The 20,339-nt window shown below is 71.7% G+C and carries 22 protein-coding genes and 2 pseudogenes; 12 read left to right on the forward strand and 12 right to left on the reverse strand.

Translation table 11 applies throughout. The annotated features are described in order from the left end of the window. Position 1: 1 nt before the first annotated feature. The 3 genes from kdpA to AB0J71_RS37730 all read right to left on the reverse strand — a co-directional run bounded on the left by kdpA (position 2) and on the right by AB0J71_RS37730 (position 2,713). Positions 2–1,663, reverse strand: coding sequence for a potassium-transporting ATPase subunit KdpA (gene kdpA / locus AB0J71_RS37720; RefSeq protein WP_364418798.1), 1,662 nt, complete (start codon positions 1,661–1,663; stop codon positions 2–4). Then, positions 1,663–1,752 (reverse strand): K(+)-transporting ATPase subunit F, encoded by a 90-nt coding sequence (gene kdpF / locus AB0J71_RS37725; RefSeq protein WP_352323775.1) that lies wholly within the window; start codon positions 1,750–1,752, stop codon positions 1,663–1,665. Before kdpF ends, kdpA begins: the two co-directional genes overlap by 1 nt. A gap of 298 nt (positions 1,753–2,050) precedes the next feature. Further along, positions 2,051–2,713: a helix-turn-helix domain-containing protein gene (locus AB0J71_RS37730; protein WP_352323776.1), complete on the reverse strand. Its 663-nt coding sequence runs from the start codon at positions 2,711–2,713 to the stop codon at positions 2,051–2,053. Between the two features lie 164 nt (positions 2,714–2,877). Between AB0J71_RS37730 and AB0J71_RS37735 the strand changes: the two are divergent. Both AB0J71_RS37735 and AB0J71_RS37740 read left to right on the forward strand, forming a co-directional pair. Then, positions 2,878–3,550 (forward strand): annotated as a pseudogene (locus AB0J71_RS37735) (ATP-binding cassette domain-containing protein); the annotation flags it as partial. Positions 3,551–3,593: 43 nt separating this feature from the next. Continuing rightward, positions 3,594–4,301, forward strand: coding sequence for an ABC transporter permease (locus AB0J71_RS37740; protein ID WP_364418800.1), 708 nt, complete (start codon positions 3,594–3,596; stop codon positions 4,299–4,301). Here the strand turns inward: AB0J71_RS37740 and AB0J71_RS37745 are convergent. The 6 genes from AB0J71_RS37745 to AB0J71_RS37770 form a co-directional block, all read right to left on the reverse strand. Continuing rightward, positions 4,289–4,627 carry a DUF1048 domain-containing protein gene (locus tag AB0J71_RS37745; RefSeq protein WP_364418803.1) on the reverse strand — a complete coding sequence of 113 codons (339 nt, stop codon included), beginning with the start codon at positions 4,625–4,627 and terminating at the stop codon, positions 4,289–4,291. The genes AB0J71_RS37740 and AB0J71_RS37745 overlap by 13 nt on opposite strands. Before the next feature lies 1 nt (position 4,628). Then, positions 4,629–4,985 (reverse strand): DUF1048 domain-containing protein, encoded by a 357-nt coding sequence (locus AB0J71_RS37750; protein WP_364418805.1) that lies wholly within the window; start codon positions 4,983–4,985, stop codon positions 4,629–4,631. Continuing rightward, positions 4,982–5,308, reverse strand: coding sequence for a PadR family transcriptional regulator (locus AB0J71_RS37755; RefSeq protein WP_352323780.1), 327 nt, complete (start codon positions 5,306–5,308; stop codon positions 4,982–4,984). Before AB0J71_RS37755 ends, AB0J71_RS37750 begins: the two co-directional genes overlap by 4 nt. Positions 5,309–5,384: 76 nt before the next feature. After that, on the reverse strand, positions 5,385–6,593 hold the full coding sequence (locus AB0J71_RS37760; protein ID WP_352323781.1) for a cytochrome P450: 1,209 nt from the start codon (positions 6,591–6,593) through the stop codon (positions 5,385–5,387). Between the two features lie 10 nt (positions 6,594–6,603). Next, positions 6,604–7,365, reverse strand: coding sequence for an ABC transporter permease (locus AB0J71_RS37765; protein WP_352323782.1), 762 nt, complete (start codon positions 7,363–7,365; stop codon positions 6,604–6,606). Between the two features lie 11 nt (positions 7,366–7,376). Continuing rightward, positions 7,377–8,141, reverse strand: a complete 765-nt coding sequence (locus tag AB0J71_RS37770; RefSeq protein ID WP_364418807.1) for an ATP-binding cassette domain-containing protein — start codon at positions 8,139–8,141, stop codon at positions 7,377–7,379. 369 nt (positions 8,142–8,510) lie between these two features. On the opposite strand from AB0J71_RS37770, the gene AB0J71_RS37775 reads away from it, so the two are divergent. Together AB0J71_RS37775 and AB0J71_RS37780 are read left to right on the forward strand one after the other, a co-directional pair. Further along, positions 8,511–8,762 (forward strand): hypothetical protein, encoded by a 252-nt coding sequence (locus AB0J71_RS37775; protein ID WP_364418809.1) that lies wholly within the window; start codon positions 8,511–8,513, stop codon positions 8,760–8,762. 102 nt (positions 8,763–8,864) lie between these two features. Continuing rightward, positions 8,865–10,304, forward strand: a complete 1,440-nt coding sequence (locus AB0J71_RS37780; protein ID WP_352323785.1) for an LCP family protein — start codon at positions 8,865–8,867, stop codon at positions 10,302–10,304. A 1-nt stretch (position 10,305) separates the two neighbouring features. Here the strand turns inward: AB0J71_RS37780 and AB0J71_RS37785 are convergent, their stop codons facing one another. Further along, a complete protein-coding gene (locus AB0J71_RS37785; protein WP_364418811.1) occupies positions 10,306–11,487 on the reverse strand; it encodes a serine hydrolase domain-containing protein in 1,182 nt (393 codons plus the stop codon). Positions 11,488–11,642: 155 nt separating this feature from the next. On the opposite strand from AB0J71_RS37785, the pseudogene AB0J71_RS37790 reads away from it, so the two are divergent. The 5 genes and pseudogenes from AB0J71_RS37790 to AB0J71_RS37810 form a co-directional block, all read left to right on the forward strand. Next, positions 11,643–11,897 (forward strand): annotated as a pseudogene (locus AB0J71_RS37790) (helix-turn-helix transcriptional regulator); the annotation flags it as partial. 43 nt (positions 11,898–11,940) lie between these two features. Next, entirely contained in the window at positions 11,941–12,570 is a 630-nt protein-coding gene (locus AB0J71_RS37795; RefSeq protein ID WP_364418813.1) for a TetR/AcrR family transcriptional regulator, read from the forward strand. Beyond that, entirely contained in the window at positions 12,567–14,186 is a 1,620-nt protein-coding gene (locus tag AB0J71_RS37800) for an AMP-binding protein (protein ID WP_364418815.1), read from the forward strand. The genes AB0J71_RS37795 and AB0J71_RS37800 overlap by 4 nt, the downstream gene beginning before the upstream one ends. Further along, on the forward strand, positions 14,183–14,971 hold the full coding sequence (locus AB0J71_RS37805; RefSeq protein WP_364418817.1) for an enoyl-CoA hydratase/isomerase family protein: 789 nt from the start codon (positions 14,183–14,185) through the stop codon (positions 14,969–14,971). The genes AB0J71_RS37800 and AB0J71_RS37805 overlap by 4 nt, the downstream gene beginning before the upstream one ends. Before the next feature lie 155 nt (positions 14,972–15,126). Then, positions 15,127–16,503 carry an amino acid permease gene (locus AB0J71_RS37810; protein WP_364418819.1) on the forward strand — a complete coding sequence of 459 codons (1,377 nt, stop codon included), beginning with the start codon at positions 15,127–15,129 and terminating at the stop codon, positions 16,501–16,503. On the opposite strand, the gene AB0J71_RS37815 is transcribed toward AB0J71_RS37810, so the two are convergent. Continuing rightward, positions 16,474–17,262, reverse strand: a complete 789-nt coding sequence (locus AB0J71_RS37815; RefSeq protein ID WP_364418821.1) for an SDR family oxidoreductase — start codon at positions 17,260–17,262, stop codon at positions 16,474–16,476. The two genes, AB0J71_RS37810 and AB0J71_RS37815, sit on opposite strands and share 30 nt — an antisense overlap. Before the next feature lie 23 nt (positions 17,263–17,285). Then, a complete protein-coding gene (locus AB0J71_RS37820) occupies positions 17,286–17,888 on the reverse strand; it encodes a TetR/AcrR family transcriptional regulator (protein ID WP_352327143.1) in 603 nt (200 codons plus the stop codon). Positions 17,889–18,013: 125 nt separating this feature from the next. On the opposite strand from AB0J71_RS37820, the gene AB0J71_RS37825 reads away from it, so the two are divergent. The 3 genes from AB0J71_RS37825 to AB0J71_RS37835 are packed head-to-tail and all read left to right on the forward strand — an operon-like array spanning position 18,014 to position 20,273. Further along, positions 18,014–18,241, forward strand: a complete 228-nt coding sequence (locus AB0J71_RS37825; RefSeq protein WP_352327142.1) for a hypothetical protein — start codon at positions 18,014–18,016, stop codon at positions 18,239–18,241. Beyond that, on the forward strand, positions 18,241–18,582 hold the full coding sequence (locus tag AB0J71_RS37830) for a metalloregulator ArsR/SmtB family transcription factor (protein WP_352327141.1): 342 nt from the start codon (positions 18,241–18,243) through the stop codon (positions 18,580–18,582). The genes AB0J71_RS37825 and AB0J71_RS37830 overlap by 1 nt, the downstream gene beginning before the upstream one ends. Next, the gene (locus AB0J71_RS37835; RefSeq protein WP_364418823.1) at positions 18,579–20,273 is read left to right on the forward strand and encodes a SulP family inorganic anion transporter; all 1,695 of its coding nucleotides are present in this window, start codon (positions 18,579–18,581) and stop codon (positions 20,271–20,273) included. Before AB0J71_RS37830 ends, AB0J71_RS37835 begins: the two co-directional genes overlap by 4 nt. Positions 20,274–20,339: the final 66 nt, after the last annotated feature.

Raw genomic sequence — 20,339 nt, forward strand, 5'->3', positions numbered from 1 at the left:
GTCAGGACAGTCCTTCTGCGATCGGGCCGAGCGCTAGTGCCGGGAGGAAGGTGAGGGCGACGAGGACGACCGTCACGCCGACGACCAGGCCGACGAACTGCGGCCGGTGCGTGGGCAGCGTGCCGGCGCCTTCGGGGACGGGCGACTGCGCCGCCAGCGAACCGGCCAGGGCCAGCACCAGGATGATCGGCAGGAACCGGCCGAGGGCCATGCACAGGCCGAGCGCCACGTCGTACCACGGGGTGTTGACGGTGAGGCCGGCGAAGGCGGAGCCGTTGTTGTTGGAGGCGCTGGTGAAGGCGTACAGGACCTCCGACAGGCCGTGCGGGCCGCCGTTCAGCATGCTCGCGCGCCGCTCCGCCGAGCCCATCGCGCAGGCCGTGCCGACCAGCACCAGGGCCGGGGTGACCAGGAAGTACAGGGAGGCGAGCTTGATCTCCCGGGCGCCGATGCGCTTGCCCAGGTACTCGGGCGTGCGGCCGACCATCAGGCCCGCCACGAACACCGTGATCACGGCGAGGATCAGCATGCCGTACAGGCCCGAGCCGACGCCGCCGGGCGCGACCTCGCCGAGCATCATGTTGACCATCGTCATCATGCCGCCGAACGGCGTGTAGGAGTCGTGGAAGGAGTTCACCGCCCCGGTGCTCGTGAGGGTGGTGGCGGCGGCGAAGGTGGCCGAGTTCGAGACGCCGAAGCGCAGCTCCTTGCCCTCCAGCGCCGCCCCCGCCGCCTGCGGCACGGTGGCGTTCCCGGACAGCTCGAAGACGTTGGTGAGCAGGACGCTCGCCAGCGCCAGCACGCCCATCACCGCGAGGATCGCGTACCCCTGCCGGACCTGGCCGACCAGCCGGCCGAAGGTGCGGGTGAGCGAGAACGGGATCACCAGGATCAGGAAGATCTCGAACCAGTTCGTCCAGCTCGTGGCGTTCTCGAACGGGTGGGCCGAGTTGGCGTTGTAGAAGCCGCCGCCGTTGGTGCCCAGTTCCTTGATGACCTCCTGGGAGGCGACCGGACCGCCGGTGACGCCCTGCGTGCCGCCGGTCAGCGTGGTCACCTCGTGCACGCCCGAGAAGTTCTGCACCAGGCCGCCCGCCACCAGCACCAGCGCGCCGACGAAGGCGATCGGCAGCAGGATGCGCAGGGTGCCGCGGACCAGGTCCACCCAGAAGTTGCCGATCGTGCCCGACCTGCGGCGGGCGAACCCGCGGACCAGGGCCACCGCGACCGCCATGCCGACGGCCGCCGAGACGAAGTTCTGCACGGCCAGGGCGGACATCTGGGTCAGGTGGCCCATCGTGGACTCGCCCGAGTACGCCTGCCAGTTGGTGTTGGTGACGAAGCTGATCGCGGTGTTCCAGGCGATGTGATCGGTGACCGGCTCCATGCCGAGGCTCAGCGGCAGCTTGTCCTGCAGGCGCTGGAGGCCGTACACGACCAGGACCGAGACCACCGAGAAGGCCAGCAGGCTGCGGGCGTAGACGGGCCAGCTCTGCTCGGCGTCGGCCCGCACTCCCAGCAGGCGGTAGACGCCGCGCTCGACGACGTTGTGCTTCGTCGTGGAGTAGACGCGGTGCATGTGGTCGCCGAACGGCTTCCAGACCAGGGCCAGCGCCGCGATCAGGGAGACGATGAAGATCATTCCGGCCAGGGTCGTGCTCATCAGAACCGCTCCGGGAACAGCAGGGCCGCGATCATGAAGATCACCAGGCCGGCGACCACGACGAGACCGGCGGCGTTGACGGCGCTCACAGCCGCTCCACCGCCCGCACGACCAGCCCGAAGACCACGAAGATCGCGATCGTCAGGGCGACGAAGACGACGTCGGCCATCCCCACTCCTCAGCTCGATGATGAGATCGCCGCCGCCTCTCGACGGGCGGCCGCAGGTCCAGCAAACGCCGGAAAATGGGGTGTTTTGTCGTTCTTGACGGTTTCCATACGGCCGTCGGCCGAATCTTGACGGCCTCCCTACGCGGCCCGGTCCGGGGTCGGGAGGATCGTGCACGGTCCGGGGTCGGGAGGATCGCGCGGTACGGGCCGCGCTTCGGTCACGGCAGGAGGTCGCGCCAGCGTTCCGCCGACGCCAGGGCGTCCAGGCTGATCCGCTCCAGGAACGCGCCGCCCCTGGCCAGACGCCGGCCCGCGGGCGTGTCGAGCCCGAGCGTCCGCCCCGCCGCCTTGGCGACCTCCGCCGCCGCGAGCGTCTGCCGCGCGCTGATCACGGTCGAGTGGTACCAGGCGTCGTCGTCGACCACGTAGACGTCGCGCCGTCGTTGCGGATCGCGTTCGCGCCTGATCAGGCCCTGCTGGGTCAGGTAGCCCACCGCCGTGGAGATCGAGGCGGGGCTCACCTTCAGCCCGCGCGCCAGCTCGGCCGCGGTGAGCCGGCCGTCCTCGCTCAGCCACAGGCCGATGAGCACGCGCGCCACCATCTTGGGCAGGCCCATCGCGACCGCCATCTCGACGGCCCCCTCTTCCGCCTCGAAGACCTCGCGGTCCCGGGGCTCGGCCGGACGCGCCGGGGCGCCGCGCCGCGCCCGCCGCGCCGTCGCCTGGTGCGCCCGCTCGGGACGGTAGTCGCCGGGGCCGCCGTTGCGGCTCACCTCGCGGCTGATCGTCGAGGTCGGCCGGTCGAGCCGCCTGGCGATCTCGGCGTAGGAGCGGCCTTCGGCGAGACCGGTCGCGATGCGCCGGCGGTCGTGCAGGGTCAACCTTCCTTGTGCCACGACCTCACTATTGCGTTCGGCTCCACACAATGCAACGTTTCATTGCATTCAGCTTCAGCGTCAACGTATCGGTTTATCCCGTGTGAGCTGGGGTTATATGTTTCCGTTGATTGACACATTTTCTGAAAGCAACGTAGCTTTCAATCGTGATGAACACGTACTATCGCGACGGGTCGCGCGCCTTCGTGTCGGTGGCGGGGCTGCGCAAGTCCTACGGTCCCCACCGCGTCCTCGACGGCATCGACCTGTCCATCCCCCAGGGCACCGTCTTCTCGCTGCTCGGCCCCAACGGCGCGGGCAAGACCACCACGGTGCAGATCCTGTCCACCCTGATCAAGGCCGACGCCGGCGAGATCCGGGTCGCCGGGCACGACCTGTCCAGGGAGCCCGACAAGGTGCGGGCCGCGATCGGCGTCACCGGCCAGTTCTCCGCGGTCGACGGCCTGCTGACCGGCGAGGAGAACCTGCGGCTCATGGCCGACCTGCTGCACCTCGGCCGCGCCGAGGGCCGCCGCCGAGCCGGCGAACTGCTGGAGCGCTTCGACCTCACCGGCGCCGCGCGCACGCCCGCGGCCGCCTACTCGGGCGGCATGCGCCGCCTACTCGGGCGGCATGCGCCGCCGGCTCGATCTGGCCATGACCATGGTCGGCACGCCCAGGCTCATCTTCCTCGACGAGCCCACCACGGGACTGGACCCGCGCAGCCGCCGCACGATGTGGCAGTTCGTCCGGGACCTCGTCCGGCAGGACGGCGTGACCATCTTCCTGACCACCCAGTACCTGGAGGAGGCCGACGAGCTCGCCGACCGCATCGCGCTGCTCAGCCACCGACTCGGCGACGATGTTGCGCCGCCAGATCAGGCACATGTGGCGGTACCCCACGCTGATCCTCACCTACGCGGGCGTACCGGTGGTGTTCCTGCTGCTGTTCGTCTACGTCCTCGGCGGCATCATGGGGGCCGGGATCGGCGGCGACCGCGCCGCCTACGTCGCCTACATCACCCCCGGCATCCTGATCATGACGATCGCGAGCGCCGCGCAGGGGACCGCGATCGCGGTGGCGATGGACATGACCGAGGGCATCGTCGCCAGGTTCAAGACCATGGCGATCGCCCGCGTCTCGGTCCTGACCGGGCACGTGCTCGGCGCGCTCGTGCAGAACTTCACCGCGATCGCGGCCGTGACGCTGACGGCCCTGCTGATCGGCTTCCGCCCCGCCGCCTCGGCGCTGGACTGGCTCGGGGTGGTGGGCGTGCTGGCGATGTTCACCTTCGCCGTCACCTGGCTGTCGGCGGCGCTGGGCATGGTCACCAAGAACGTGGCCACGGCCAGCAACCTGCCGATGCCGCTGATGTTGCTGCCGTTCCTGGGCAGCGGCGTGGTCCCGCCGGAGTCGATGCCGGGCCCGTTGCGCTGGTTCGCCGAACACCAGCCGTTCACGCCGGTCATCGAGACCCTGCGCGCGCTGCTGGCCGGGCGGCCGGCGGGGCCCAGCCTCGCGGCGGCGGCACTCTGGAGCGCGGCCATCGCGCTGGGCGGGTACCTGTGGGCCCGCCGGCTCTACGACCGGTGAGGTTTGCCGGTGCCGCCGAGCTTCCGGCTGACGGACTCCTGATAGAGGTCCGCGTAGGTGCGCGAGTCCTTGATCAGCTCATCGGCGAAGGCGGCGACGTCCTCGCCGATGAGCTCCAGGACTCCCTTGCCGGCCGCGACGCCCTCCTCGAAGAAGTCGACGATCCCCGGCAGCAGGGGCCCGTCGGTCAGCCCGACCGGCCCGACCTTGAAGAAGTACCGCTGCATCTCCTTGTAGACGATCTGGTAGTCGGGCGGCAGGGCCTTGACCCGCGCCATGTGCGCCCGCCACTGCTTCTTGCCCTCGATGATGTCCTGGATGCCCACGTCAGCCTCCCAGCCGGCCCAGCTTCTTCGCGACGTTCCTGTTCAGCTGCTCGCGCCACCGGTCGCGGAAGCTGCGGCCCCCGGTCTCGCCGGCCAGGGCCGCGCAGAATCCCGGGATGTCGTCGCCCAGCACCTCGTGGATGTCCTGCCCGTCGGCCGCGGTCTCCTCCAGCAGGCCCAGAACGCCGTCGAAGATCGGCATCAGGTTCCGGCCGGTGAAGTCCGAGTAGTGGAAGAGATGTCCTTTGATCTGGTCCCATGCCGCCCGGTGGTCGGCCGGCAGGGCCGCGGCCCGGGCTTCGAACGCCTTGTAGTCCCTGGTGAGATCGCTGCCGGTGATGGTCTCCCAGAAGTTCATTTCCCGCCCTCCTTGAGCTTGTCGATCCGGGACGTGATGTACGCCCATTTCGCCCAGAACGTCGCGAGCTCCGCGCGTCCCGCGTCGTTGAGCGCGTAGAACTTGCGCGGCGGGCCCTGTTCGGACGGTCGTTTCGTCACCTGGACGAGCCCGTTCTTCTCCAGCCGCAGCAGGATCGTGTAAACCGTCCCCTCGACGACGTCGGCGAAGCCGAGGTCGTTCAGCCGGCGGGTGATGGCGTACCCGTAGGTCTCCTCGCTGCCGATGATCTCGAGCACGCAGCCTTCAAGCGTGCCCTTCAGCATCTCCGTCAGATTCTCCATGGTGGCTCTTCGTCCGCCCCTCCTGTGCTACTCGGTGCCACCGAGTACTGCTGTACGGTAACACCTGGTACGGAGGTCAGGCGTCCCAGGTGACGGGGAGGCTCTTGACTCCGTAGATGTCGGCGATCTCCGGCCGCAGGGCGACCTGGTCGGCCGGTACGGCCAGGCGCAGGGTGGGGAAGCGGTTGAGCAGCGCGGGGAACGCGACGCGCATCTCGACGCGGGCGAGCTGCTGGCCCAGGCACTGGTGGATGCCGTGGCCGAAGGCCAGATGACCGCCGTCCTGCCGGCGCAGGTCGAGGGTGTGGGGGTCGGGGAAACGGCCGGGGTCGCGGTTGGCGGTGTTGAGGGACAGGATGACCATCGTGCCGGCCTTGACGGTCTGGCCGGCCAGCTCGACGTCCTCCAGGGCGACCCGGTAGAACTGCTTGGCGACCGACAGGTACCGCAGCAGCTCTTCGACGGCCTGGTCGGTGAGCGTGGGGTCGGCGCGCAGCGCGGCGAGCTGGTCCGGGTTCTGCAGCAGGGCGAAGGTGCCGAGGGCGAGCATGTTGGCGGTGGTGTCGAACCCGGCCGACAGCAGGATCAGGGCCATGCCCTGCAGCTCCTCGTCGGTCAGGTCGCTGTCGAGCAGGTCGCTGAGCACGTCGTCGGTCGGGTGGGCGCGCTTGGCGGCCACGAGTTCGCCCAGGTACTGCTGGGTGGCGAGGTAGGCGGCGATCAGTTCCTCGTCGCTGGCCTCGCCGCCGAGGAACTTGTCGATGTTCTCCTGGAAGCGGCCCCGGTCCTCGTACGGCACGCCCAGCAGTTCGCAGATGACGATGGCGGGGATGGGCTTGGCGAACGCGGTCACCAGGTCGGCGGTGGGGCCGGCCTGCTCCATGGCGTCCAGGTGTTCGGCGGTGATCTGCTCGACGCGCTCGGTGAGCAGCCGCATCCGGCGGACGGTGAACTTGCCGACGAGCGGCTTGCGGTAGCGGCTGTGCTGCGGCTCGTCCATGAGCAGGAACTCGCCGGGCGGGGCCGGGGGCACCTCGATGTCGCCGTAGTCGATGGTCGGGTGGTGGCTCATGAGCTCCTTGCGGGAGCTGAAGCGGGGGTCGGCCAGGATCGAGCGGGCTAGGTCGTAGCCGGTGACCAGCCAGCCCTGGTGTCCGTCGGCGAAGGGGAAGCGGCTGATGGGGCCGTGCTCGCGGGCCTCGACGAGCTCCTTCGGCGGGTCGAACGGGCAGCCGGGACGGCGTTCGGCGGGCATCGGCGTGACGGTGTGGAGGGAGTCGGTCATGGTCGTCCTTTCAGGAGATCTTGCGGCGGTAGGTGTTCATGGCGAAGACGTAGGCGACGACCAGGATGCCGACGCACCAGGCGAGGGCGATCCAGATGTCGTTGCCCACGGGCTGCTCGGCGAACAGGGCGCGGACGGCGTTGACGATGGAGGTCACCGGCTGGTTCTCGGCGAAGACGCGCACCACGGTGGGCATGGTGTCGGTGGGCACGAACGCCGAGCTGAGGAACGGCAGGAAGATGAGCGGGTAGGAGAACGCGCTCGCGCCTTCCATGGTCTTGGCCGACAGGCCGGGGATGACGGCGATCCAGGTCAGCGCCAGGGTGAACAGGATCAGGATGCCCGCGACCGACAGCCAGGCCGACAGGCCCGCGCTGGAGCGGAAGCCCATGAGCAGGGCGACGAGCATCACGACCACCAGCGAGACCAGGTTGGCGACCAGCGAGGTCAGCACGTGCGCCCACAACACCGCCGAGCGCGCGGTCGGCATGGACTGGAACCGTTCGAAGATGCCGCCCTTCATGTCCATGAACAGCCGGTAGGCGGTGTAGGCGATGCCGGAGGCGACCGTGATGAGCAGGATGCCGGGCAGCATGTAGTTCACGTACGAGTCCGACCCCGTCCTGATCGCGCCGCCGAACACGTAGACGAACATCAGCATCATGGCGATCGGCATGATCGCGGTCGTGACGATGGTGTCCGGGCTGCGGGAGATGTGGCGCAGGGACCGTCCCAGCAGGACGGTGGTGTCACCGAAGAAGTGCTTGCTCATGGTGGTGGTCCTTAGGCTTTCGTGCCGACGAGGGTGAGGAAGACGTCCTCCAGGGTCGGTTGCTTCTCGACGTACTCGACCTTGGCGGGCGGGAGGAGTTGCTTGAGCTCGGCGAGGGTGCCGTTGACGATGATCCGGCCCTCGTGCAGGATCGCGATCCGGTCCGCGAGCTGCTCGGCCTCGTCCAGGTACTGGGTGGTGAGCAGTACGGTGGTGCCCTGGGCGGCGAGCTCCTTGACGGCCTGCCACACCTCGATGCGCGCCTGGGGGTCGAGGCCGGTGGTCGGCTCGTCGAGGAAGATGACCGGCGGGTCGCCGATGAGGCTCATCGCGATGTCGAGACGGCGGCGCATGCCGCCCGAGTACGTCGCCGCCTTCCGGCCGCCCGCGTCGGTCAGCGAGAACCGTTCGAGCAGGTCGTCGGCGATCTTGCCGGGGTTCTTCAGGTGGCGCAGCCGGGCGACCAGCACGAGGTTCTCCCGCCCGCTGAGGATCTCGTCCACGGCGGCGAACTGGCCGGTGAGGCTGATGGACTCGCGTACCTGGGCGGCCTGCCCGGCGACGTCGAGGCCGTTGACCATGGCCGTGCCGGCGTCGGCCTTGAGCAGCGTGGCCAGGATCTTCACCAGCGTGGTCTTGCCCGCGCCGTTCGAGCCGAGCAGGGCGAAGATGCTGCCCCGCGTCACCTCGAAGTCCACGCCGCGCAGCACGTGCAGTTCCTTGTACGACTTCTCCAGGCCGCGCACCTGGATCGCCGGAGCTTGTTGTGTCGTCATCACTGGGCCCTGTCTTCTCTTCCGGGGGGTCTCGCCGTCGGCGGCCGCAACTACTCGGTGGTGCTGACTACCAGCTACATAGTGGCACGAAGTACTGGTACCTAGCAACACCGAATAGCTGTGATCGTCCAGATGTTCATGGCGTTCACCTTCGCGGGCGGCGCTGACACCGCGCGGACGCCGTGCTGACACGGCGCGGCCGCCTTCTGACGCCGTCAGGCGCGGCGGAATGAACCTTTCATCGCCTGCGGGACGTTCGCGCTGGTCGCCGCGACCGCGCGAGGGCCGTTCTTGCGGTGCGGACAAGCCCTGTCGTGCAATTCACGGTGATCGCTTCACACCATCCGACCCTTGATGAGGGGAGAGCCGATGCGTCGCGCAATCACCGCCCTGGCGCTTGCCGCGGTCAGCACCCTGGCGCCCGTCCTGGCCATGAGCACGCCGGCGGACGCCACGTCCACGCTCCAGGTCGTCTACACCAGCCTGCCGTACGACGTCTGCGTCTCCTTCGGCCGGTCGGGCCAGCAGAACGGGCGCTGGCAGACCTGGTGGTGCAGCACGCACTACCCGCAGAACTATCCGGGCTCCACCACCTACGACCTGTGGGCGTACGTGGACTGACGCCCTTCTTCCGCATATTCCGCCGGATAAGTTGCGTACATGGGCAATCAGCCCCGAACCTATGATCTCGGGGGACGTACCACATAGAGATCATGAGGGCGGATGGGCACCAAACGGGGCGCGGGGGCAGCCATCGGCTGGGCAGCGCTGTCGATCGTCATTCCGGGCGCGGCCCATCTGCGGGCCGGGTACCGCCTGCTCGGGTTCGGGCTGCTGGGGCTGTTCCTGGCCGCGGGCGTGGCGGTGGCGCTCGTCGTGGCCTCGGCGGGTGGGGTGGCCATGGCGACCCAGGCCACCTGGGCCTCGGCGATCAGCGGTGGCGCCATCGGCGTCGGCGTCGCGTGGGGGCTGCTGGTGGTCGCCTCCTACACCGTGCTGCGGCCGCGGCGGCGGCTGGTCTGGTCGGACGGCGTGGCGCTGCTGCTGGTCGCGGCCGTCGTGTCGCCGTTCGTGGTGGCCTCGCAGACGGTGTCGGAGGTCGACGCCACGCTGACCGACGTGTTCAACGCGCCCGAGCCCACGCCCATCAACCACGCCGACCCGTGGGCCGGCCGCACGAGGGTGAACATCCTGCTGCTCGGCGGCGACGGCGCGCGCGGCCGCAACGGGACGAGCATCCGCACCGACAGCGTCAACGTCGCCAGCATCGACGTCAGGACCGGCGACACCGTGCTGTTCGCGCTGCCCAGGGAGATGGAGAACGCGCCCTTCCCCAGGGGGAGCGTGATGGGCCGGCTGTTCCCGCCGCCCAAGGGCTTCTACATCGCCGGGGCCGGGCGGGAGTCGGAGGACCTGCTGAACGGCGTCTGGGCCTACGCCGACACCCACCCCGCGCTGTTCCGCAACTCGCCCACCCGGGCCCCCGACGCCGTCAAGGGCGCGGTCGGCGAGATCCTCGGCCTCAAGATCGACTACTACGTGCTGGTCAACATGTGGGGCGTGGCCCGGCTGATCGACGCGCTCGGCGGCGTGCGCATCCACGTCGAGCAGGACATCTGCTACGGCGTGGGCCGCAGCGACGGCGGCGTGATCAAGGCGGGCACCCGGCGGCTGAACGGCAACGACGCGCTCTGGTACGGCCGGGCCCGCGACCACGACGGCTCCAACTGCGCCGGAGGCGACAACCACACCCGGATGCGCCGCCAGCACTGCGTCATCTCCGCCATGCTCGACCAGCTCGACCCGGCCAACGTGCTGCTGAAGTTCAAGCAGCTGGCCGGGGCGGCCCGGCAGACGTTCCGGACCGACATCCCGCGCGGGCTGCTGCAGGACCTGGTGCCGCTGGCCGACAAGGTGAAGGGCGCCCGGGTGGGGACGTTGTCGATCGTCCCGCCGCGCTACAACCCGGCCTATCCGGACTTCCCGCGCATCCGGGCCGACGTCCGCAAGGCCATCGTCCGCTCGCACCGCGCGCCCGCCACTGTCGCCGCGGGCACGCCGTCCGCCCGGCCGACCCTCTCGCCGTCCACCCGGCCGTCCGGCACGCCCACCAGGACGGCGATGGCGTCGTCGGGGAAGCTGGCCGACTCCTGCGTGGCCTGAGCTACGGGCGCGCGCAGGGGCCGGTGGGCGCCTTGCCGAGGCTCACCCGCAGGGCGTTCTCGATGAACTCGCTGTTCTGCTTCTTGGACACCGTCTCCGCCTGGGTGAGGGTGCCGGTCATCGCGAGCCGCTGCTTCGGCAGGTAGACCTGGAACGCGCCGAAGAAGCCGCTGTGCCCGTAGACGGCTTCGCCCGTCGCGGTCAGCCGGGCGATGCCCAGCCCGTACGGCGAGCCGGCCTTGACGCTCTGCGGGGTGCTGCGCAGCATCGTCCGCAGCGTCGCCGGGTTCTTGAAGACCTTGCCCTCGAACAGGCCGCGCATGAACCGGTTGAGGTCGGCCCCGGTGGAGACCAGGCCGCCGCCGCCGCCGAACGTGTCGAAGGTCGGGTTGTAGTCGTAGGTGTCGCGCTCGCCGAGGTAGTTGTGGGCGCGCGGGCCGCGGTGCGGCTCCCACCACTCCAGGTACGTGCGGTCCATCTTCAGCGGCTGGAGCAGCAACGACCGGTACAACCGGTGCAGCGGCTCGCGGCCGGCCTTCTCGATGACCATCCCGGCCAGGACGTAGCCCGTGTCGGAGTAGTGGTAGCCCTTGGCGGGAGCGAAGTAGGGCTTGCCCGACCGAAGCGCCCAGTCCACCAGCTCCAGCGGTTTCCAGGTCTTGTCCGGATGGTCGAGCACGTACTGGAACCACTTCTCGTCCCCCACGTAGTCGTACAGACCGGCGGTGTGGTCGAGGAGCTGCCGGACGGTGATCCGCGACCCGTACGGGATGCGCGCGACCAGCTTCCGGTCCAGGTACTCGCTGATGTGAGCGTCCAGGCGCAGGTCGCCGCGTTCGGCGAGGCGGAGCGCGACGGCCGCGGTCATCGTCTTGGTGACGCTGGCCGCGCGGAAGGCGTCGGAGCTGCGCAGGGCGCGTCCGCCCAGCTCGTACACGCCGGCCGCGCCGTCGAAGGCCCGGCCGGGGCCGGTCACGGTGAGGATCGCGCCGGGCACGGGCGGCTTGACGACGCCGTCCAGCAGGCAGCGCAGCTGCTCGTCCGTGGCGTCGGTGGCGTTCGTGGCGTTCGTGGCGTTCGTGGCGCTCCGGGCCGCGGTGGCGGGAGCGTGCGCCGTCCGGGCGTGGGCCGGGACGGCGAGGCCGCCGCCGAGCACCACGCCGGCCAGGACGGCGCCGAGCACGCAGGTTTTCTGGGCATGGTGATGATTTTTTGACCGCATGGCCAGGATTTAATCCAGATGGTATGAGTGAGACAAGAGGTTCACCCGGATCTTGCGGTTTCCCGCACCGAGGAGGTGCCGCCATGCCCGACCCCGGCTGGGACGAGTCCCTGCTGCCCCGGGAGCGCGAAGTGCTCGCCCTGATGGCCGAGGGCTGGTCCAACACCGGCATCGCCGACCAGCTGTACGTCTCGCTGAGCGCGGTGGAGAAGCACGTCACCGCGGTGTTCGCCAAACTCGGCCTGCCCGCGTCGGCGGCCGGCAACCGCCGGGTGCTGGCGGTGCTGCACTACCTCGCGGCGACCGGCCGGCCCGGGGAACGGCCCCCGGCGCGGCCGGGCGCGGGGTGGGGGAAACCGCACAGTCGGTGAGCGGGGCTTGCCGCACGCCGCCCGTCGGGCTTGAATCCTGGCCATGCGGTCAAAAATCGATCAGGACGGCCAGAAGAAGGCCTCGTTCATCGAGGAGGCCCGGCGGCGGCAGATCGTGGAGGGCGCCATCTCCACCATCGCCACCGCCGGGCTGCCTCAGGCGTCGCTGGCCCGGATCGCCCAGGACGTCGGCGTCAGCAGGGGCGTGATCTCCTACCACTTCGCCGGCCGGGACGAACTGATCCAGCAGGTCGTCAATGCCCTGTTCACCGAGACCAACCGGTTCATCAAGGCCCGGGTGGACCGGGCGCCGGACGCCCCGCACCGGCTGCGCGCCTTCATCGAGGCGAGCTTCGAGTTCATGGCGGCCAACCGCGCCAACTTCGTCGCGCTGGTGGACATCTGGGGCAGCTTCGGATCGCCCGAGGCCAAGCGCCGCTTCAACGCCGACATGTACGACCCGTGCCGCCACCACCTGGAGGGCATCCTGCGGCGCGGCCAGGACAGCGGCGACTTCCGCGACTTCTCGCCGCGCACGCTGGCCGCCACCGTCCAGGGGGCGATCGACGGCGTCATGCTCCAGTGGGTCTTCGACGAGGAGGCCGTCGACCTGGCCGACTGCGCCGCCGAGCTGGTGATGATGTTCGACATGGCCACCCGGCGGCGGGCGTGACGGCCGCGCCGCCGCCCGGCGGGGGAGCGGCCGGGCCGATCGCGGGCGGCCTCGGCGGGGGAGCGGCGCGGCGGATCCCCGGGGGCCTCGGCGGGTTGCTCCGGGACCGGGCCGCCGCCCACGGCGACCGGGTGCTGTTCCGCTTCGACGGCGTCGAGACCACCGTCGCGCAGGTGGATCAGCGGACCGACCGGCTGGCGGAGGTGCTGGCCGCGCACGGCGTCCGCCGCGGCGACCGGGTCGCGGTGATGCTCGCCAACGGCGTCGGCTTCCCGGTCGCCTGGCTGGCGATCGCCAAGCTGGGCGCGGTGATCGTCCCGCTGAACCCCGGGTACCGCAGCGCCGACCTGGCCCACGTCGTCAAGGACTCGGCGCCGGTGCTGGCCCTGGCCGGCTCGGCCGCCGCGGCCGGGGCGCTGCTGGCGCTGGACCTGGGCGAGGTCGGGCTGCTCGACCCCGCCGACGCCGGGCCCGCGCCCGAACCCGTCCCCGCGGGCGCCTTCGACGCGGGGGCCGAGACCGCCGCCGCGCCCGGCGCCCCCGACCTGCCCGACGTCGGCTGGGACGACCTGCTCAACCTCCAGTACACCTCGGGCACCACCGGGTTCCCCAAGGGCTGCATGCTCACCCACCGCTACTGGCTCCACCTGGCCGAGCTGGCGGCCGACGTCGCCGCCGTCACCCCGGACGACGTGGACCTCACCGCCCAGCCGTTCCACTACATGGACCCGCAGTGGAACACGGTGCTGTGCCTGCTGACCGGCATCCCGCTGGCGATCCTGCCGCGCTTCTCCGCCTCCGGCTTCTGGCCGTCGGTGCGCGAGCACGGCGCCACCTTCTTCTACGTCCTCGGCACGATGCCGCTGCTGCTGCTCAAGCAGCCGCCGGACCCCGAACGGGACCGGGCCCACCGCGTCCGGCTCGTCCTGTGCTCGGGCATCGCGCCCGCCCTGCACGCCGCGATCGAGGAGCGCTGGGGCGCGCCCTGGCGGGAGGCGTACGGCAGCACCGAGGCCGGGGTCGTGCTGGCCGTCCGGCCGGAGGACACCGCGTGCGTCGGCACCGGCGCCATGGGACGGCCCGTGCCCGGCAAGGAGGTCAAGATCGTCAGTGAGGACGGATCCGACGCCCCGGACGGCGAGGTCGGCGAGATCATGGTCCGCGGCCGGCCGATGCTGACCGGCTACTGGAACCGGGACGAGCCGCTGCTGCGCGACGGCTGGTACCCCATGGGCGACCTCGGCCACCGGGACGCCCGCGGCCACTACCACCTGGTCGGGCGGCTGAAGGAGATGATCCGGCGCGGCAGCGAGAACATCGCCGCCGCCGAGGTGGAGGCGGTCCTGGCCGGCCACCCGGCCGTGCGCGCCGCCGCCGTGATCCCGGTGCCCGACGAGCTGTACGGCGAGGAGGTCAAGGCGTTCGTGCAGGTCGCCGAGCCCGTCGAGCCGCACGAGCTGGTGGCCTACGTCCGGGCGCGGCTGGCCGACTTCAAGACGCCGCGGTTCGTGGAGTTCGTCGAGGCGTTCCCGATGACGCCGTCCGAACGCATCGCCAAGCACCTGCTGCCGCCCGGACGGGACGGCGCCTACGACGCCCGGGAGGGTAACCGATGAGCACCGATCTGCGGGTGCACCGCGCCGGCTCGGCCCTGGTGGTCGCCTTCGACCGGCCCGAGGTGCTGAACGCCTTCCGGCAGCGCACCTACGGCGAGCTGGTCGCCGTCCTGGACGAGGCCGCCCGCGACGACACGGTGGGCGCGCTCGTGCTCACCGGCACCGGCCGGGCCTTCTCGGCCGGGACCGACCTGAAGGAGGCCGGCGCGCAGCTCGCCGCCAGGTCGGACGCCGACCTGGTCGAACGGATCGCCGCCCTCCAGGACCTCACCCGCCGCTTCACCACCCACCCCAAGGTGATCATCTCGGCGGTCAACGGGATCGCGGTCGGCGTCGGCGTGGAGCTGGCCATCGCCAGCGACCTGCGGCTGGCCGGCCACGCCGCCTCGTTCGCCTTCAAGGAGGTGCACCGCGGCCTGTTCCCGAGCAACGGCGTGCTGTACTCGCTGCCCCGCCTGGTCGGCCACGGCCGCGCGGTGGACCTGCTGCTGTCCGGCGAGACCGTCGGCGCCGCCGAGGCGTACCGCGCCGGGCTGGTCAGCAGGCTGGTCCCCGACGCCGACCTGCTCGACACGGCACTGGAGCTGGCCGAACGCGTCGCCGACGCGGCGCCCACCCCGGTACGCCTGATCAAGCAGGCCATGCGGCAGGTCTGGGAGCTGGACCTGGAAGAGGTGCTCGACCTGGAGACCGAAGGGCTGCTGGCCTGCCTGCGCGGCCAGGACGTGCTCGAAGGCGTCCGCTCCTTCGTCGAACGGCGCCCCGCCGTCTACCGCGGCCACTGACCGGCGCCGCCCGTACCGCCCCCGCGATCAACCAGACCCCGGCCCGTCCATGGGCCGGGGTCCGACCTCCCCTATCCGAGAACAGCAGGGAGCCGAACGCCATGACCGGGCACGACAGCGGGGGATCGCTCCACCGCGGACTCAAACGACGCCACATGACCATGATCGGGCTCGGCGGCGTCATCAGCGCCGGCCTGTTCGTCAGCAGCGGCAAGGTGATCGCCGACACCGGCCCGGCGGCGCTGGTCGCCTACGCCCTGGGCGGCCTGATCGTCGTCCTGGTGATGCGGATGCTCGGCGAGATGGCCGCCGCCCGGCCCTCGGCGGGCTCGTTCGCCGACTACGCCCGTACCGCGCTCGGGCCGCGCGCCGGGTTCCTGGTGGGCTGGTGCTACTGGCTGTTCGCGATCGTCGCCGTCGCGTTCGAGGGTGTGGCGGGGGCCAAGCTGCTGCACTCCATGTCCGGCGCCGTCCCCGTGCTGCCGACGGCCGTCGCGCTGCTGGCGGCGCTCACCGCGGCCAACCTGGTCTCGGTACGGCTGTTCGGCGAGACCGAGTTCTGGCTGGCCTCGGTCAAGGTCGTGGTGATCGTGGCGTTCCTCGCCGCCGGGGCGCTGTACGTCCTGGGCCTGTGGCCGTCCGGCGGGGGCGCCGGCCTGACCGCGCTGACCGGGCACGGCGGGTTCGCCCCCAAGGGCTGGGGGGCGGTCCTCACCGCGCTCGTCACCGTGCTGTTCTCCTACTTCGGGGCGGAGATCGTCACCATCGCGGCGGCCGAGTCGGCCGAACCGGCCAAGGAGGTCGCGCGGGCCACCCTGCGGGTGGTCTGGCGGGTGCTGATCTTCTACGTCGGCTCGGTGCTGGTCATCGTGGCGGTCGTGCCGTGGGACCGCGTCCCGGCGGGCGGCGCGGACAGCCCGTTCGCGGCCGCCATCGCCGAGCTCGGCGTCCCCGGCGCGGCGACCCTGATGACGTGGGTGATCCTGGTCGCGGTCGTGTCGGTGATGAACGCCGCGCTGTACGCCGCCTCGCGCGTCCTGTGCGCGATGGCCGCCCGCGGCGACGCTCCCGCCGCGGCGGCGCGGGTGCGGGCGTCCGGGGTGCCCGCGCCCGCGCTGCTCGGCGGCGGCGCGCTCGCGCTGGCCCTGATGGCCGGTGCGTTCGCGGTCGGGGACGACGCCTTCGACCTGCTGATCAACACCGCCGGGCTGCTGGTGCTGCTGCTCTACGTCTTCGTGGCGCTCAGCCAGCTCCGGCTGCGGCGGCGTATGGAGGTCGAGTCGCCCGAACTGCTGCGGCTGCGCATGTGGGGCTTTCCCTGGCTGAGCCGGGTGGTGGTGGCGCTGCTGGCGCTGGCGTTCGCCGCCGTGGCCTCCTCCGCCGAGGCGCTGCCGGTGGTCGGGGCGGTCGCCGTGGCCGTCGGCGGCACGCTGCTCGCCTACGAGATCAGGTCACGCCGCCGCAAGCAGGGCCGGTCGGCGGCCCCAAGCGCGTCTGCGCCGTCAGCGCCAATGGAGGTCGCCGATCAGTGACGCCTCCGCGCCGCCGTCGGCGAAGATGATCTGACCGGTGACGAAGCGGTTGCCCGTGCCGGTGAGCCAGCACAGGAGCTCGGCGACCCACTCCGGCCGCCCGGGGAAGCCGCCGAACGGCTGCGGCGCCGCCGCCTCCACCGCGGCCCGCACCTCCTCGCTCGCGAAGATCCAGGCGGCCGCCGGCGTGTCCACGACCCCGGACGCGACGGCGTTGAGCGCGATGCCGGCGCCCGCCCACTCCGGCGTCGGGGCGGCCCTGCGCACCCATCGGTTCAACGCGCGCTTGGCGATCCCGTAGGCGCCGGCCGGGCCGCCGCCGGACGGGTCCGCCTCGACGAGGGCGACGGCGGCGGCTTCGTCGCCGTCCAGGCAGGCCCGCATGACGCGCTCGTCGGCAGGGGCCAGCGACGAGGTCGACGACACGACCACGGCCCGGGGAGCCTGACTCCGCGCCAGCAGCGGACGCAGACCTTCGAGCGTCGCCACCGCCCCGAAGTAGTTCGTCGCGAGCAGCCCCGTCCTGCCGCCCCCGGCGACGGCGAGCACCGCGTCGACGGCCCCGGCCGCGCTCACCTGCTCGACCAGCGACCGCCGGCCCTCGGGCGTGGACAGGTCGGCCTGCACGTCGGCGTCGTCGAGGTCGCAGCCGATGACCGTGGCGCCGCGGGCGCGGAGCAGGGCGGCGGTCGCGGCGCCGATGCCCGACGCCGAACCGGTGACGACGTACCTCCGCCCGGCGATCCCTTCAGCTGACATCGTGTTTCCCTTCCGCACCGGTCTCAGGACCTCTGGCTCGTACTGCGGTCGAAGAGCTCGACCAGTTCGTCCGCGCAGCGGCCGGGTTCGAGCCCGGCGGCGAGCAGCGGGACGACGCCGTCGATCGACGCCCGCAGCGCCGCCGCCATGACCCGCGGGTCGAAGGGGCGGAAGACGCCGGCGCGCTGCCCGTCCGTGAACAGGCCGGCCAGCCGGTTCAGCGACTCGGTGTGGTGCCGTTCCCAGACGTCTTGACCGCTGTTGAGCAGGATCTGCTGGAGCGCCCGGACCTGCGCGGAGTGGGCGGCGATGAACGCCACGTTCGCCCGGATGGCGGTGGCGAGCAGTTCGCGGGCGCCGGTCGCGGCCTCCACGGCGGGACGCACGTGGGCGTCGGCGTCGGCGGCGATCTGGTCGGCGACGGCCGCGAACAGCTCGTCCTTGCTGGAGAAGTGGTAGGTGATCAGCCGGCTGCTGCTGAGCCCGGCCTCCTTGCAGATGGCGTCGAACGTGGTCGCCTGGTAACCGCGCTCGCCGAGCAGGGTGATCGCGGCCCGGATGATCTGCTTCCTGCGGGCCGCGGTCGCCGCCTGGTGAGGGCCTGGCGGGCGTTCGCTGTTATCCATGGAGATAACGTTATCTGGATAGATAACAAATGGGCAAGTTTCGGCTCTGAGGTATAGGAGTTGCGAATTTTCGCAATTCGTTTAACACTTATCTCGTCAAGACAGGCATGAAGGCGGGGGACAGTGTGAGCGAGGCGTTCGCTGCGGCGATCCGGCGCCGGGTGGATGAGGCGGCCGGCGCGCTGCGCGCGGCCGAACAGGACGGCGACGCCGACGCCGCGCTGTCCGCCGCCGGCGGGCTGGACGAGGTGCTGCGGATGGCCCGCGCCCACGGCGTGGACACGGACGAAAATCCCGGCGCAGACCCCGGCGCAGACCCCGCCTCGGCCCGCGAGGGACGGGAGGCGCGCTGATGTCCGTCCCCCTGTACGAGGCCAAGGCTGAGCTGTTCCGGCTGCTCGGACATCCGGTGCGGATCCGCGTGCTGGAGCTGCTCCAGGACGGCCCGATGCCGGTGCGCGACCTGCTGGCCGAGATCGAGGTGGAGCCGACCGGCCTGTCGCAGCATCTGGCCGTGCTGCGCCGCTCCGAGCTGGTCACCGCCCGCCGCGACGGATCGACCGTCGTGTACGCGCTGTCCGGCGGCGACGTGGCGGAGCTGCTGCGCGCCGCCCGCCACCTGCTGCAGGCCAAGCTCTCCGGCCGGCACGCGCTGCTGAACGAGCTGCTCGAGTCGGAGGCCGGCGAACGGTGACCTCAGTGCTCCGGGCGGGCTGGGCCCGTCTGCGCCCCGTCCTGCCCGGCCGGGCCGATCTGGCCGCCTTCGGCCGTCATCCGCGCCGCGACCTGCTGGCCGGGCTGACGGTGGCCATCGTGGCGCTGCCGCTGGCGCTCGGCTTCGGCATCTCCAGCGGGCTGGGCGCGCAGGCGGGGCTGGCCACCGCGGTGGTGGCCGGCGCGCTGGCCGCGGTCTTCGGCGGCTCGGCCCTGCAGGTGTCCGGGCCGACCGGCGCGATGACGGTGGTGCTCGTCCCGATCATGCACGCGCACGGCGCCACCGGCGTGCTGACGGTGGGGCTGCTGGCCGGGCTGCTGCTGCTCGGCCTGGCCCTGGCACGGGCGGGCCGGTTCATGATGCTGGTGCCCGCGCCGGTGGTGGAGGGGTTCACCCTGGGCATCGCCTGTGTGATCGGCATGCAGCAGGTGCCCGCCGCGCTCGGCGTGCCCACGCCTGAGGGTGACAAGGTGCTGGCCGTGGCCTGGCAGGCGGTGCGCGACTTCGCCGCCCGTCCGCACTGGGCCGCCCTCGCCATGGCCGCGGCGGTCACGGCGCTGATCCTGGTCGGCGGACGCCGGCGGCCCGCTGTGCCGTTCTCGCTGCTCGCCGTCGCCGCCGCCACGCTCGTCGCGGAGCTGGCGGGGTTGCCGGTGACGCGCATCGGCGCCCTGCCCGCGGGGCTGCCCGCCCCGTCCCTGGAGTTCCTGGACGTCGCCGCGCTGAGCTCGCTCGTCGCCCCCGCGTTCGCCGTGGCCGCGCTCGCCGCGCTGGAATCGTTGTTGTCGGCCGCCGTCGCCGACGGCATGAGCGTCAACCACCGGCACGACCCCGACCGCGAGCTGTTCGGCCAGGGCGTCGCCAACCTGGTCGCCCCGCTGTTCGGCGGCGTCCCGGCCACCGGCGCGATCGCCCGCACCGCCGTCAACGTGCGCGCGGGCGCGTCCTCCCGGCTGGCCGCGCTCGCGCACGCCGCGATCCTCGGCGTCATCGTGTTCACCGCCTCCGGCCTGGTCGCCCGCATCCCGCTGGCGGCCCTGGCGGGGGTGCTGCTGGCCACCGCGGCGCGGATGGTCGAGGTCGGCTCGGTGACGTCGATGCTGCGCTCCACCCGGGCCGACGCCGTCGTCCTGGCCTCGACCGCGGTCGCCACCCTCGTCCTCGACCTGGTCACCGCGGTCATCCTCGGCCTGATCGTCGCCGGGGCCCTCGCGCTGCGCGCCATCGCCGGGAACGTGCGCCTGGACACCGTCCCCCTGCACGCCGACCTGCCCGGCGACCACGCCGCCGAGGAGCACGAGCTGCTGGCCGAGCACATCGTCGCCTACCGGCTGGACGGGCCGCTGTTCTTCGCCGCGGCGCACCGCTTCCTGCTGGAGCTGTCGGAGGTCGCCGACGTCTCGGTGGTGATCCTGCGCATGTCCCGCATCACCACGATCGACGCCAGCGGCACCCTGGTGCTCGGCGACGCCATCGCCCGCCTGGAACGACGCGGCATCACCGTGTACGTCTCCGGCATCCGCGACGGCCACCACCGGCCGCTGCGCGCCCTGGGCGCGATCGCCCGCCTGGACGAGGCCGGCCAGGTGTTCGCCTCGACCCCGGAGGCCATCGCGGCGGCCCGCCGCCACCTCCACCGCACCGGCGTCCTCCCCGCCCCCATCGGCTGACCACCGACGAAGGCGGGACGGGCCGGCGTGGCGATCAGGGACGGACCCGGACGGACCCGGCTGGCG

Origin of the sequence: Nonomuraea sp. NPDC049637, from assembly GCF_040675235.1 — a bacterium.
Classification (GTDB): domain Bacteria; phylum Actinomycetota; class Actinomycetes; order Streptosporangiales; family Streptosporangiaceae; genus Nonomuraea.

Bases quoted from the DNA above. Each gene is read 5' to 3' on its own strand.
- kdpA (WP_364418798.1), bottom strand. From the start codon at position 1,663: ATGAGCACGACCCTGGCCGGAATGATCTTCATCGTCTCCCTGATCGCG.
- AB0J71_RS37740 (WP_364418800.1), top strand. From the start codon at position 3,594: ATGTGGCGGTACCCCACGCTGATCCTCACCTACGCGGGCGTACCGGTG.
- AB0J71_RS37750 (WP_364418805.1), bottom strand. From the start codon at position 4,985: ATGAACTTCTGGGAGACCATCACCGGCAGCGATCTCACCAGGGACTAC.
- AB0J71_RS37755 (WP_352323780.1), bottom strand. From the start codon at position 5,308: ATGGAGAATCTGACGGAGATGCTGAAGGGCACGCTTGAAGGCTGCGTG.
- AB0J71_RS37760 (WP_352323781.1), bottom strand. From the start codon at position 6,593: ATGACCGACTCCCTCCACACCGTCACGCCGATGCCCGCCGAACGCCGT.
- AB0J71_RS37765 (WP_352323782.1), bottom strand. From the start codon at position 7,365: ATGAGCAAGCACTTCTTCGGTGACACCACCGTCCTGCTGGGACGGTCC.
- AB0J71_RS37770 (WP_364418807.1), bottom strand. From the start codon at position 8,141: ATGACGACACAACAAGCTCCGGCGATCCAGGTGCGCGGCCTGGAGAAG.
- AB0J71_RS37775 (WP_364418809.1), top strand. From the start codon at position 8,511: ATGCGTCGCGCAATCACCGCCCTGGCGCTTGCCGCGGTCAGCACCCTG.
- AB0J71_RS37780 (WP_352323785.1), top strand. From the start codon at position 8,865: ATGGGCACCAAACGGGGCGCGGGGGCAGCCATCGGCTGGGCAGCGCTG.
- AB0J71_RS37795 (WP_364418813.1), top strand. From the start codon at position 11,941: ATGCGGTCAAAAATCGATCAGGACGGCCAGAAGAAGGCCTCGTTCATC.
- AB0J71_RS37805 (WP_364418817.1), top strand. From the start codon at position 14,183: ATGAGCACCGATCTGCGGGTGCACCGCGCCGGCTCGGCCCTGGTGGTC.
- AB0J71_RS37810 (WP_364418819.1), top strand. From the start codon at position 15,127: ATGACCATGATCGGGCTCGGCGGCGTCATCAGCGCCGGCCTGTTCGTC.
- AB0J71_RS37815 (WP_364418821.1), bottom strand. From the start codon at position 17,262: ATGTCAGCTGAAGGGATCGCCGGGCGGAGGTACGTCGTCACCGGTTCG.
- AB0J71_RS37820 (WP_352327143.1), bottom strand. From the start codon at position 17,888: ATGGATAACAGCGAACGCCCGCCAGGCCCTCACCAGGCGGCGACCGCG.
- AB0J71_RS37830 (WP_352327141.1), top strand. From the start codon at position 18,241: ATGTCCGTCCCCCTGTACGAGGCCAAGGCTGAGCTGTTCCGGCTGCTC.